A 13,034-nucleotide genomic window follows, 5' to 3' on the forward strand; every position below is an offset into this window, starting at 1 on the left:
CCACGCCGCCGCTCCCTTCCTACTGGAGACATCGTGACGAAGCCCATTCTTTTTTCTTCCTTTCGCACCCTCACCCGCCGCGCAGCCCTTCCGCTGATTGCGGCCCTCGCACTCGCCGGCTGCGGCAGCCTCGGCGGCGGCAGCAAGCCCGCCGGTGGCGACATCCACGTCATGACCTCGGGCGGCTTCACCGCCGCCTACAACGACCTGCGCCCCGAGTTCGAGCACAGCAGCGGCCGCACCGTGAAGACGGCATACGGCGCCTCGATGGGCAACGCCAGCGACTCGATCCCCAGCCGCCTCGCGCGCAACGAGCCGGCCGATGTGGTGATCCTCGCTCGCCCCGCGCTCGATGCACTCGTCGCGCAGGGCAAGGTGGTGCCCGGCAGCCAGGTCGACCTGGTGCGCTCGGCCATCGGCTTCGCGGTACGCAAGGGTGCGCCCAAGCCCGACATCAGTTCCGTCGATGCGCTGAAGCGCACGCTGCTCGCAGCACCCTCCATCGCCTACTCGGCCAGCGCAAGCGGCACCTACTACGAGACCGAGCTGCTCAAGAAGCTCGGCATCGAAGACCAGGTCAAGCCCAAGAGCAAGCGCATCCTGAGCGAGCGCGTCGGCACGGTGGTAGCGCGCGGCGACGCGGCGCTCGGCCTGCAGCAAGTGAGCGAGCTGCTGCCCATCGCAGGCATCGACTACATCGGCCCGCTGCCGGCAGAGGTGCAGCAGGTGACGGTGTTCTCCGCCGGCGTGGCCACTGCTTCGAAGCAACCCGATGCGGCGCGGCAGCTGATCCGCTATCTCAACTCGCCCGCCGCCGCGCCCACCATTGCCAAGACGGGGCTGGAGCCGCTGACTGCGCCGTAAACTGCCACGCATCCCCCAGCTCTCATCGACGACCCAAGCCATGACGATCTCCCCCGCCCTCGTTTCCGCTTTCGCGCCCAGCGGCACGCTGCGCGCCTCGATCAACCTCGGCAACCCGATCCTCGCCAACAAGGACGCGGCCAGCGGCGAGCCGGTAGGCGTCTCGATCGACCTGGCGCACGAGTTCGCGCGGCGGCTCGGCGTGGGCGTCGAACTGGTGGTGTTCGAGAAGGCGGCGGCTTCGGTCGATGCGGTGAAGAACGAGAAGGCCGACATCGGCTTCTTCGCCATCGACCCGGCACGCAGCGAAGGGCTGCTGTTCACCGCACCCTATGTGCTGATCGAAGGCAGCTACCTCGTGCCCGAAACCTCTGCGCTCGCCGACAACGCGCAGGTCGATGCAAAGGGCCATCGCATCTCGGTCGGCTCGGGCAGTGCCTACGACCTGTTCCTCACGCGCGAGATCAAGGCGGCCGAGATCGTGCGCCTGCAAGGCGCGGGCCCGGCACTCGCAGCACTGCGCTCTGGTGACGTCGAAGTGGCGGCCGGCATCCGCCAGATGCTCGAAGGAGAAGCGCAGCGCGCACCCGGCGTGCGCGTGCTGCCGGGCCGCTTCATGGTGATCCAGCAGGCCATGGGCACGCCGGCCAGCCGCGGAGCCGAAGCACAGGCGCTGCTCGCCGCCTTCGTCGAGGAGATGAAGGCCAGTGGCTTCGTGGCCGATGCGCTCAAGCGCCACCGCATCGAGGGCGCGAGCGTGGCGCCCGCGGCTTGACGCGCCGGTGCCTCATCTAGTCAGAGCTTGTACGCCTCCACCGGCCCCCGCGAATAAAACAGGAAGTAGCCGGTCGAAGTCTGGAAGCCGTTCTTCTTCCAGCCCGCCGGCACCTTGAAGATGCCTAGCTGCTCGCTCGCCATGCCGACGAAGGCGGTGCTCTCCTTGTCGGTGGTGATGCGAGTCCATTGCTCGCGCGTGACCGGCTTCATCTGCATTTTCGGTTCGCTCCACTCGGGCGTGCGCACCTTGTCGCGCATCACGTAGCGGTCGCCCTGCTTCTCTATCTTGATCAGTTCCTTGAGCGCGCCGTTCTGCTTGATGGCGTAGGTGCCGACCAGTTCGGCCTCGGGTCCGCTGCTGTTGCTTGCGCCGCATGCGGCAAGCAGCAATGCCGACGCCCCGGTGGCCAGCCATTTCAATGCTGTGTTCATGATGATCCTCGTGCGATGAGGCGCGCACCGACCGATAGGCCAAACGGTGCGCGCCAGTTCAAACAATGCTCAGCGCTTGTCGTTGTCGCGCAGCTTCAGGCTGCCCTGGAAGCGCAGCGCATGCGGGTACTCTTCCTTCTCGACCCCGGCATCGACCGCCGCCATCTTCTGCTGGCTCACCTGCGTCTTGGCCAGCAAGGTCGCCGGCAGGTTGACCACGCCCTTGATCTGATCGTACTGCGCCTGCGTGATGCGCCCCACGCTCAGCAGCCGGAACGCATCGCGCTCGATGTTCAGCAGCAATGGCTTGTTGCTCGCAAAGCTCTGCGCCTTGGCCAGCAGTGCGCTCCACGACTGCGCGCTGTAGTTGCTCACGTAGTAGTCCTGCCCGGTCGGCCCGGCCAGCACTGCCGTGCAACCCGGCAACTCGATCTGCGTGCTGTTGTTCGACATCACGAAGGTCTGGCGCTTTTCCATCGCGTCGCCGTATGCCAGCGTGACTGGAACGGTCCAGGTCGAGGCCGGGTACACGTTCTGGTTGGGGAACGACTCCTGCGTGATGTTCACGTAGGTGCTGTTGCCCGCGCACTGCGCATCGACCGTGAGCAGCGGAATGCCGGTCTGGCGGATGAGGCTGTCGCCGATGTCGCTCACCTTCTTGTCGGTGGCCTTCTCCAGCGAACTCCACAGCCGCGAAGGCGTGACATTGCCGTACGCGTAGTCCTTCAGGTAGATCTGCAGGCCCTTCTGCATCGCCTCTTCGCCGATGTAGTTCTGGATGGTCTCCAGCACGTGGCTGCCCTTGTTGTAGACGAAGATCGACGGGCTGATGAAGCCGAACGAACCCGCGTCGTTGAGGTTGCGCTGTACCGGCACGGCCGTGTTCTTCAGGTCGGCCACGATCACGTTGTGCTTGTCCAGCACGTAGTCGGAGAAGCTGTAGTACTCGGGGTGGAACTTGATCGTGGTGCGCCTTTCGAACCACCGTGCGAACGACTCGTTGAGCCACACGTTGTCCCACCAGTCGAGCGTGACCAGGTCGCCGAACCACTGGTGCGCCACCTCATGCGTGACCACCGTCACCGAGTACAGCGTGGGCGTGTCGCCCGGCTTGGTGAGCACCGAGTCGGCAAACTCGAAGATCGAGCCCCAGTTCTCCATGCCGCCGAAGCCGGTGTTGGGCTTGTTGTTGTAGCTGTCGTTGGCCGCAACGGTGTCGAACTTCTTGAAGGGCAGCGGGATGCCGGTGTACTTGTAGTAGTAGTCCATCGACACCTTGGTCCACTCCATCGCAAACTTGGCCCAGTCGGCGCGGCCCGGCGGCGTGAACCAGCGCAGCGGCATGTCGCTGCCGTCGAGCGGGTTCTTGAAGTTGTCGGCCAATATGTCGAACTTGCCGCCGCCGAAGAAGGTCAGGTACATCGGCATCGAAGGCGTCTTCTCGAAGGCCACGCGCTGGTAGCCGTCGGGCAGCTTCGTTGCCTCGGTCTGTGCGCCGTTCGACACCGTCTTCCAGTCGCCCGGCACCTCGGCCGAGATCTCGAAGGTGTGGCGGAAGGCCGGCTCGTCCCAGCCCGGGAACCACTGCCGCGCGTAGTTGGTTTCGCCCTGCGTCACGATGGCATCGCTGCTCACGCCCTCGGGCGTGGAGAGCCCCACCTTGAAGATGCCTGTGGCGGCCGAGCAGAACGGGTTGCGTGCCACCTCCGCGGGCGGGCAGTACTCGGCGTCGGAGAACTGGATCTTGCCGTCCCACTCCATGTGCAGCAGATACTTGCCCTTGGCGATCTGGCCGTCGTTCAGGCGCAGTTGCACGAAGTCGCCCAGCGTCTGCGGCGTGGGAATCAGCGCAATCGCCTCGCCAGGGCTCGACACCTTGCGCAGCGTGGTGCGGCCCTTTGCAAAGTTCAGGTTGTGCGCGGCAACGACGATGGCATCGACCGGCTTGAGCACTTCGATCTCCACATCGCCACGGCCCACGAAAGTCTTGAGCGCCGCATCGGGACGGAACCACAGTTTGTAGTTGCTGGGCCAGATGGTGTCGGGCAGCTCCATCGGCTTGGCCGAACGATCGACCGCTGCAACGGCAGCATTCGCCGCATTGGGCACGCCATCGTCGGGCGTCTTCGCGGTGGGGTCGGACACGGGTGCCGAAACAACGGAGTCCGACGGTGCGCTGAGGCCGGTGCCGGCACCGCCGAGCGAAGCGCCGCCACTGTCTCCGCCGCCGCCGCATGCCGTCAGAACGGCAAGGGTCACTGCGGTGATGGCAAGATGATTGACCACCGGGGTACTGAATTTTTTCATGATCGCCTCTGAGTACTCTTGGTAAGAAGAAACATGCGCCGTCCCGTATGCGCCCGGCGGATAGCCGGCGATGCGCGTGACGCGCGCGATGATGAGATGAACAACGGGGTTATCTGAAAGAAAAGGGCAACACAGTGCCCTCCCGGCGAACGCTTTCGTTCGTCAGGACCACACAGTCATGCAAGGTCGCACCGCGCGCGAGGCGGTGGTCCCAGGATGCGAGGCGTAAGAGGTTCCATTCCCGTCAGACGCGGGGTGATGGGATGCAAGCGCGGGGCTTGTAGTGCGAAGGCTCGCGCTCAGCGCCGGCGCATCTGCGCGATGCGTTTCCGCGAAGCGGAAGCGGCACGAGCCATGTCGGTTATGGCAAGACTTTCTGCGGCTCTTGTCGTTGATTTCACGCGCATTCCCTCGTCCATTGATGTGCGCCAGTTTTAGCTGAACGAACAAGTCAGCTCAACGAATCGCGGAACTTTTCTCTCTCAAAATGTTCGCGTTCCATAGGCCGAATGGCGTCATGGCATGCAGCGCATGCCGTGCGATATGTAGATGGTTCTAGCGCCGAAACACCTGCTCACGCAGATGACAGGAATCGGCCGCACGCACTGTGACTGAGTGGCCACAGTACGAAGGTACAAGCCTTCGAAAAGATCAGGAAAGCTGTGAACCTGAGACTGCTGCAGCGCCGTGCGTGCGGTCGCGCAGCCACAGCAAGAGGCCGCATGCGAACACCACGACCTGCGTGCCGATCAGCAGCGCAAAGCCCGCGAAGAAACCCGAGGCCGAAGCCGCCGATGCAGCCGCCGCGCTCGCAGTGCCCGAGACATGCGACACCGCGCTGATCACGCCGCCCATCAACGCCGGCATGAAGCCCGCCACGAGGCTGCCCGCGCCGTTGGTCACGCCGAACGCACTGGCCGTGTGCTCGGGCCGCGAGCAGTACTGCACCGTGCTCGGAATGGCCGGACTCTGGAGGCCCCAGAAGAAGTTGGCTGCAACGAGGCAGCATGCCGCCGCATACGGATCGCGAGCATTGATGGCCATCAGCACCGACAGCGCCACGCCAGCGCTTGCACCCATGAAGATGAAGGGCACACGCTCGCGCCCGACCTTGTCGATGAGCACGCCGCCCACGAACACAGCAAGCACCGTGGCGTATTGCGGCAGCGAGGCCAGCCAGCCCATCTCGCGCATCGAGAAGCCGCGCGCCTCGCGCAGATACGTTGGCAGCCAGTTGCTGCTGCCCCAGAGGTAGGCCAATGCCGCCGAGGTCAGCAGCGTGATGAGGAACAGGTGCCGCGTGTGCAGCGCGCCCTTCACGATGCCACCAACGCGCGCCATCGCTTCGCCGAACGACGAAGGCTTCACGCCATCGGCTTGAGCCATCGGCATGCGCACGAAGGCCAGCACCAGCGGAATGCCGAGCACGATGTTCAACACGCCGAGTACATGAAAGGAGGTGTCCCACGCGAACTGCGTAAGCAGGTAGCCAACCAGCGGATAGCCAATGGCCAGCCCCAGCCCCGTGCCCATGTTCACGAAGGCATTAGGCTTGCCGTTTTCATCGCTACGGAAATGCGCCTTGATGTACGCCGAGGCCAGCGAGAACAGTGGCCCCTCGGACACGCCCAGCAGGATGCGCGAGGCCAGCAACATGCCGTAGCTGTGGAACATCGGCGAGGCCCACGTCACCACGCCCCAGAGAATCAGCCCGTACACCAGACTGCGCCGCACACCGAACAGCGCCGAGCAGAACGGTGTGAGCACGAAAGCCGACACGCCATAGCCCAGCATGAAGGCCGTCGCGAGGAAGCCCTGGCTCACGCGGTCGGTGGCCGCGATGCCCACATGGTTCAGGAACGCAGCATCGGTGATCAGCACTGCGATGTTGATGCGGTCCACGTAGGAGATCGCGACGATCACGAACAGCGTGATGACACCGTACCAACGAAAGTTCTTGCTACTGCCGATGCTGTTGCTCTGCATGACCTGTCCTGCCGATGTGGGAGTGGTGACGCGCCCGTGCGCCTAGAACATGTGGCGCATGCCGAACTCGGTGCCGCTGGAGGCGCGGTTCGGCGCGGTGATAGCGCCCGAGAGGGCTTGCGACGCACCATTGCTGTTGCTGATGCGCGCGATGGTCGCGTACAGCGCGGTGCGCTTCGACAGGTTGTGCACGTAGCCGATCGCCAGCTTCGACGAGGTTGGCTTCAGCATTGCGCCGGCAGGCTCCAGCCGGTAGCGCGCATACGAAGCCTTGATCTCGCCGGGCCCGATGGGCAGCTGCAAGCCGATGAGCGCGCCCTTGGCATCGGTCGTGCCCTTCGACTCCTTGTACAGCTCGCTCGTGAGCTTGAGGTTCATGAGCGAGGCGTCGAAGGTGTAGGACGCGCCGAGATTGGTCACGCGCAGGTCGCCGCTCGCATAGCGCGTGCGGCCGGTGGCCAACGCGATGTTGAGTCCGCCGCTCTGGTAGCCGAAGCGCGCGCCCGTGTGGTCGCCGTCGTGCTCGTTGGACACCCGCGTGCCCGGCAGCACCGAGTTGGAGTCGTTCTCGCCCATCGCGTACATCACCTGCCCGTAGAAGCCTCCAAGGTTGGCGGGCAGCAGGTAGCCGATGCTGTTCGAGGCGCGCGTGCCCGTGGGTGCGACGAGGCCGCCCAGGCCCGAAAAGTAGATCTGGTTCGCGCCGATGCCGCCGCCCGTGCCGAAGGGGTCGAAGATGGCGGTGTTCCAGAACGCCGGCACGTAGTCGCGCCCCAGCCGCACTTCACCGAACGGCCCTGCGAGGCTCACGGTGGAGCGGCGGTTGAAGCTCAGCACGCCCGCGGTGCCGTTGCCGCTGGCCTGATTGTTGGAGTTCGACGGAAAGCCCGTGCCGCTGTCGTTCTGCAGACCCATCTCCAGCCAGAAGTTGGCCGAGTAGCCACCACCCAGGTCTTCGGTGCCGCGAAAGCCGAGGCGGCTGAACATGTTGCCGCTGTTGGTCAGCTGCGTCTTGTGGGCCGAACCGTCGCCGCTGCCCTTGGTGTAGGTGACGGCTGCGTCGACCACGCCGAAGAGCGTGAGGGAAGATTGGGCCAGCGCTCCGCCAGCCGTGCTGGCCGCAGCCAGCGCGATCAAGTAGTTTTTCATTGGATTTTCGGGAGTGGTTTTTCTCTGGCCGCGGGCCTCAGATGTCGAGCACCAGCCTCTCGCCCTTGCAGCGGGAGACGCAGATCATCATGGTCTTGTTGGACGCACGTTCGATCTTGGTGAGGATGCCGTCGTGATGGTCGACCTCGCCTTCGAGCACAGCCGTTTCGCAGGCGCCGCACACGCCTTCCTTGCAGCTGTGGTCGGGGTTGAGGCCGGCGTCGATCAGGCTGTCGAGAATCGACTTGCCCGCCGGCACCTCGACGCTCTTGCCGCTCTTCGCGCACTGCACCACGTAGCTCTGCGTGGCGCTGGGCGCCTCCACATGCACGGCGGCGAAGCGCTCGATATGCGCGTTGGTGTAGCCCAGCTGCTCGCAGCTCTTCTCGAAGGCATCGAGCATCGGCGTGGGGCCGCAGCAGTAGTAGTGGCTGGCCGCGCCCTTGCCTGACAGCAGCTCGGCCAAGTTGGGCGGCGCGCCCTTCTCGTCGTCGAAGTGCCAGGTCAGCTGCACCGACTTTTCCTTGGCCAGCGCTTCGATGCCGTCGCAGAAGGCAGCTTCCTTGCGAGTGCGCGCGCAGTACAAAATTTCAACTGGTTTGCCAATGGCCACCAGCCGCTGCAGCATGCACCAGATGGGCGTTACGCCAATGCCGCCGGCCACGAGCACCGAGCGCTCGGCGCCCTCCTCCAGCCTGAAGTTGTTGCGCGGCGCCGAGATGGGCAGCGTCATGCCCACGCGCAGCTGCTGGTGCACGTAGCGCGAGCCACCACGGCTCTTGCGGTCGTTGAGCACGCCCACCACATAGCGCTGGCGTTCGCTCGACGGGTTGCACAGCGAGTAGCTGCGCACCAGCCCGTTGGGCAGGTGCAGGTCGATATGGGAGCCGGCCTCGAAGGCAGGAAAGTCCACGGCAGGCGTGGCCGGCCGGAACTCGACGCTCACGATGCCGTCGGCCTCGTAGCGCATGGTGTGCACGAGGGCGTTGAGCGTGGGAGAAGACATGGCGATCGCTTCCCGCTCAGGCCGTGGCGGCTTCTGCCAGCTGAGCCTGCGCAAGGCCGCGCATGTGGCGGCGCAGGCGAACGATGCCCAGGTCGTGCTGGTACAGGTTCTCGTGCTGGTTGGCGTCGGGCTCCATCTCTTCGAGCATCACGCGGTCCTGCTCCAGCACGTGCCAGTGGCGCGCTTCCAGCCGGTTCTTGTAGAGGAAGCGCCAGGTGTCGCGCTGCCAGCCCGGCTGCAGCTTGCGCACGCGCCAGAAGAAGGTGGCCGTCATGCCCTTCACGATCGGCGAGAAGGCTCCAATGATGATGAAGTTGCCGCCGGGGCCGCCTGTCTTCGGATACGGGATTTCGAGACGCATCCAGTGGATACCGGTGTCGGCCCACTCGGTCCAGTCGAAGTTGACGTTGCGCTGGCCTTCCTTCTCGAACACGAAGCCGATGTCGGTCGGGCGAATGCCGAACTTCGCGCTCGAGTCGCCCTCTGCCATCGAGTGCGACTGCTTGTGCAGGTACGTACCGTGCATCGGGTCCATCACGTTGTCGAGCACGTAGCGGTAGTCGCCCTTCCACTCGGTGTAGCAAAGGAAGCTCGAATACTCGGCGTCGTCGGTCAGTTGCTCGGGCAGCACCAGCGGCGGCGGCACGTCGACCGATTCCTTCGAGTTGTAGAGAAACACGGCGCCCGCGCGCTCCTGCACGTGAAAGTGCCGCGTGGCCTGCGAGCCTTCGAGCTTGCAGCCGGGGCTGCCGGGCACGCGCGTGACGACACCGTCATGCCGCACTTCGACGCCGTGGTACGGGCACGAGAGGCGGTCGCCCAACACCACGCCCTGCGACAGTGGCGCGCCACGGTGCGGGCAGCGGTCTTCCAGCGCATGAAGCACGCCTTCGCCGTCGCGCCACAGCGCGATCTTGCGGCCGAGGCGGCGCAGGGAGATGGGGTTCTCCTTGATGAAGTGCGAGGGGCAGATCGGATACCAGAGGTCCTTCAGGCCGATCTCGAGCAAATGGTCGACCGGGTCTGCGGGAACAGGTTGAATGGCGATGGTCATGGTGGGTACTCCTCAGGCGGCCAGCGAGGCCATTTCCTTGCGGTACAGCGCCTCGGTCCAGGGCTGGCCGCCCGGCGTGGCGAGGCCGCTGTCGTTGAGCCGCTGCACCAGCCCTGGCAGGTCGTGGATGCCATCGCCGAAGGCGCGCTCGATCACGTCGCCCAGCAGGTCTTCGTAGGTGGTCGCGGGGCGCTGGCGCGCCTGGTGCGGTTGCAGGTAGCGGTCTTGGGGTTGCATCGTGAGCCTCCGTGGGGCGAGCGAGGTGAAATGAATCAGGCGGCGGCCATGGCCGGGGTTGCGAGCGGCGCGGTCCAGGCGTCGTAGCCGTAGACCCAGTCGGCGTTGCCGCCTTCGCGCAGCCAGTTGTTGCCGCGCGAGCCGAGCTGCACCTGGCTGGCGCGTTCGATGCGAGCCTTCTCGAAGCCCTGCAGTGCGGCGGGAATGTCGGCCATGGCCACGCCTTCGAGGTGACGCGACAGCACCACCGCGTCTTCGATGGCCATGCCGGCGCCCTGCGCCATGAAGGGCAGCATCGGGTGTGCGGCATCGCCCAGCAGCGCCATGCGGCCCTGCGCCCAGGCGGGCATCGGGTCGCGCTCGTACAGCGCGGTCTTCAGCACCGTGTCGCAGGCATCGAGCAAGGCGCGCGCCTCGGGGTGGTAGGCCACGTATTGCTCGCGCAGCTCGTCGACGCTGCCCGGCGCGGTCCACGACTCGAGGTGCCAGGTGTCCTGCGGCGTGGTGGCGAAGATGAAGATGTCCTTGCCGCGGTTGAGCGGGAAGGTGACGATCTGGCTCTGCGGGTTGGGGCCCCACCACTTGGTGAAAGCGCCGAGGTTGGGCACGCCGGCCACGCGCTCTGCGGGCACCACGGCGCGGTACGCGACGATGCCGGTGAAGCGCGGGCTCTCCGCGCCGAACATCGCGGTGCGCACGCAAGAGTGGATGCCGTCGGCGCCGATCAGCGCGCCGACACGGGCACTGGTGCCGTCGGTGAACGAAATGCTCACGCCCTTGTCGTCCGCCGCGATGCTTTCCGCGCGCTTGCCGAGCGCGACCTGCTCCGCCGGGAACATGTCGGCCAGCGCGGCCAGCAGGTCGGCGCGGTGGATGGTGAGCTGCGGCGCGCCATAGCGCTGCTCGGCCGAGTCGGCCATCTCCAGCCGCGAGGTTTCCTCGCCGGTGTCGTAGGTGCGGCTGATGCGGTGCGACGGCCGCGCCGCCGTCACGCGGGCCGCCTCGCCCACGCCAAGGCCGTCGAGCGCGCGCACGGCATTGGGCGTGAGGTTGATGTCCGCGCCGACGCGGGCGAACTGCTTGGCCTGCTCGAACACGATCACGTCGTGGCCCGCGCGCCGCAGCGCAATAGCAGCCACGAGGCCGCCGATGCCGGCGCCGACGATGCCGATGGTGGATTCGCTTGTGGTCTTCATGGGTGTCTCTCTTGTTCCAGCGCCGGCTCACTCGGCCACGATGTTGCGGGCCTTGATGATCCGGGCCCATGTGGCCGTCTCATCGCGGATGTAGGCGGCAAACTCGGCGGGCTTCATGGCCGCATCGGTCATGCCCTGCAGCTTCAGGCGTTCGCGCACCTCGGGCTGCGACAGCATCTCGGCTGCGTCCTTCGCAAGCTGTTCGACCACGGCGGGCGGCGTGCCCTTGGGCGCCATCAGGCCGTACCACGAGGTCACGGTCACGCCCTGGATGCCCTGCTCCGCCAGCGTGGGGATGTCGGGTGCGGCGGGGCTGCGCTTGGCCTCAGTGATGCCGATGGCAACCAGCTTGCCCTGCTTCAGGAAAGGCAGCGTCGCGGGCAGGTTGCTGAACATCAGCGGCACCGAGCCGCCGAGCACATCGTTGAGCGCGGGCGGCGTGCCCTTGTAGGGCACGTGCAGCATGTCGATGCCGGCCTGCTGCTTGAAGAGTTCGCCCGCCAGGTGCAGGCCGCTGCCCACACCGGGCGAGGCATACGACAGCGTGCCGGGCTTGGCCTTGGCCTGCGCCACCAGATCCTTCGCATTTTTGATGCCCGATGCGGGCGACGCCACCAGCACGTTGGGCGCCTTGGCCAGCATGGTGATCGGCACGAAGTCCTTCGCCATGTCGAACGGGAAGTTGGGCATCAGCGTGGGGTTGATGGTGACATTGCCCGCGGGAATTACCAGCAGCGTGTGGCCGTCGCCCTTGGCACGCTTGACCTTTTCCATGCCGATGTTGCCGGCTGCGCCGACCTGGTTGTCGACCACGGCCGCCTGACCGTAGCGCTTGGCAAGGCCATCGGAAAGCACGCGAGCCAGCGTGTCGACCGGGCCGCCGGGCGGGAACGGCGAGATGATGGTGAAGCGCTCGCTGGCGAGCTGCTTCTGGGCCTCGCTCTGCTGTGCGTGTACGGGTGCCGCGAGCGTGAAGGCCGCCAGCGCGGCGAACAGAACGGAGAAGGAGAAACGTCGTTGCATGAGAGTCGAGGGAATCAGGGGATTCATTTCTTTTCGGTCAGGAAGGCGCCCTTCGGGCCTTCCGCGTTCTTCTGGCGTCGGGTGTTGCCATCGAGGCCGCCGTCCACCGCCCATTCGGCGAACACCGTCGGGCCCGGCTCGAACTCGCGCGGCTGCCATTCGGCGGTGAGCTGGTCTTCGTCGGCGTAGTACTCGATGAGGCCGCCGGCCGGGTTCTTGAAGTACCAGAAGTACGCAGACGACACCGGGTGGCGGCCCGGGCCCAGTTGCGTCTCCCAGCCGCGGCGCGAGAAGTGCAGGCCACCTCCGAACACTTCGTGGATGTCGCGCACGGTGAAGGCCACATGGTTCAGCCCGCGCTTGCCCGAGGGAATCTGCAGCAGGAACAGGTCGTGGTGGCCGCCTTCTGCCGCGCAGCGCATGAAGGCGCCGCGGTTCGGGTAGCTGTCGGACGCCACGAAGCCGAAGCGCTGCGCGTAGAACGCGCTGGTGGCCTTCACGTCGCTCACGAAGAACACGACATGGCCAACTTCGATGGGTGTCGCGCGTTCGTAGATCGGTGCTGCCTGGTTGATACGCGGTTTGGCGTTCCAGGTGTTCATGGCAGCGCAATCGACTTCCACCGCGCGCTTGCGGCTGACCTGCAGGCGCACGGCCAGTCCGTTGGGGTCGATGCAGCCGATGCGGCGTGCGCCTTCGATCGTGCTGTCGAAGAAGGCCGGGTCTTGCGCGATGGCGGTGGCGTAGCGGTCGAGGTCTGCTTCGCTTTCGACCCCCCATACCACTTCGCGCAGCGTCGGGCCCTCTTCCATCGCGGGCGGCAGGCCCGGCTTGTCCAACGCCGCGACGACCACCTTGCAGCCGTTGAGGCATTCGAAGACGAGTTCATCGGCGGCTTCCGACTTCAGCGCGAGGCCCCAGTCCTCGAAGAACCGGCGGCATGCGGGCAGGTCGTCCGCGCCGTAGGTGATCTGGTCGATGCCAAGTACGCTCATGGTGCGGT

General features: G+C 65.8%; 12 protein-coding genes. 2 read left to right on the forward strand and 10 right to left on the reverse strand.

Features of this window, described 5'->3' with window-relative positions; all coding sequences use genetic code 11:
• The first annotated feature begins 33 nt into the window (after positions 1 to 33).
• Both ACSFCA_RS02495 and ACSFCA_RS02500 read left to right on the forward strand, forming a co-directional pair.
• On the forward strand, positions 34 to 864 hold the full coding sequence (locus tag ACSFCA_RS02495) for a substrate-binding domain-containing protein (RefSeq protein WP_435458494.1): 831 nt from the start codon (positions 34 to 36) through the stop codon (positions 862 to 864).
• A 40-nt stretch (positions 865 to 904) separates the two neighbouring features.
• Complete coding sequence (locus tag ACSFCA_RS02500) at positions 905 to 1,639, forward strand: transporter substrate-binding domain-containing protein (protein ID WP_435458495.1); 735 nt, start codon at positions 905 to 907, stop codon at positions 1,637 to 1,639.
• A 20-nt stretch (positions 1,640 to 1,659) separates the two neighbouring features.
• Here the strand turns inward: ACSFCA_RS02500 and ACSFCA_RS02505 are convergent, their stop codons facing one another.
• From ACSFCA_RS02505 to ACSFCA_RS02550, 10 genes are all read right to left on the reverse strand, one after another.
• On the reverse strand, positions 1,660 to 2,073 hold the full coding sequence (locus ACSFCA_RS02505; RefSeq protein ID WP_435458496.1) for a hypothetical protein: 414 nt from the start codon (positions 2,071 to 2,073) through the stop codon (positions 1,660 to 1,662).
• Between the two features lie 69 nt (positions 2,074 to 2,142).
• On the reverse strand, positions 2,143 to 4,380 hold the full coding sequence (locus tag ACSFCA_RS02510; RefSeq protein WP_435458497.1) for a M1 family metallopeptidase: 2,238 nt from the start codon (positions 4,378 to 4,380) through the stop codon (positions 2,143 to 2,145).
• Positions 4,381 to 5,031: 651 nt separating this feature from the next.
• The gene (locus ACSFCA_RS02515) at positions 5,032 to 6,366 is read right to left on the reverse strand and encodes an MFS transporter (protein ID WP_435458498.1); all 1,335 of its coding nucleotides are present in this window, start codon (positions 6,364 to 6,366) and stop codon (positions 5,032 to 5,034) included.
• A 42-nt stretch (positions 6,367 to 6,408) separates the two neighbouring features.
• Entirely contained in the window at positions 6,409 to 7,515 is a 1,107-nt protein-coding gene (locus ACSFCA_RS02520) for a porin (protein WP_258354306.1), read from the reverse strand.
• Positions 7,516 to 7,552: 37 nt separating this feature from the next.
• Entirely contained in the window at positions 7,553 to 8,521 is a 969-nt protein-coding gene (locus tag ACSFCA_RS02525; protein ID WP_435458499.1) for a PDR/VanB family oxidoreductase, read from the reverse strand.
• Between the two features lie 16 nt (positions 8,522 to 8,537).
• Positions 8,538 to 9,575 (reverse strand): Rieske 2Fe-2S domain-containing protein, encoded by a 1,038-nt coding sequence (locus tag ACSFCA_RS02530; protein WP_435458500.1) that lies wholly within the window; start codon positions 9,573 to 9,575, stop codon positions 8,538 to 8,540.
• A 12-nt stretch (positions 9,576 to 9,587) separates the two neighbouring features.
• The gene (locus ACSFCA_RS02535) at positions 9,588 to 9,812 is read right to left on the reverse strand and encodes a recombinase-like helix-turn-helix domain-containing protein (protein ID WP_258354303.1); all 225 of its coding nucleotides are present in this window, start codon (positions 9,810 to 9,812) and stop codon (positions 9,588 to 9,590) included.
• Positions 9,813 to 9,847: 35 nt separating this feature from the next.
• On the reverse strand, positions 9,848 to 11,008 hold the full coding sequence (locus tag ACSFCA_RS02540) for an FAD-dependent monooxygenase (RefSeq protein WP_435458501.1): 1,161 nt from the start codon (positions 11,006 to 11,008) through the stop codon (positions 9,848 to 9,850).
• Between the two features lie 27 nt (positions 11,009 to 11,035).
• Entirely contained in the window at positions 11,036 to 12,031 is a 996-nt protein-coding gene (locus ACSFCA_RS02545) for a Bug family tripartite tricarboxylate transporter substrate binding protein (protein WP_435458502.1), read from the reverse strand.
• 23 nt (positions 12,032 to 12,054) lie between these two features.
• Positions 12,055 to 13,026 (reverse strand): VOC family protein, encoded by a 972-nt coding sequence (locus ACSFCA_RS02550; protein ID WP_435458503.1) that lies wholly within the window; start codon positions 13,024 to 13,026, stop codon positions 12,055 to 12,057.
• Positions 13,027 to 13,034: the final 8 nt, after the last annotated feature.

The organism is Variovorax multivorans, assembly GCF_051216835.1.
Taxonomy (GTDB): Bacteria; Pseudomonadota; Gammaproteobacteria; order Burkholderiales; family Burkholderiaceae_C; genus Variovorax.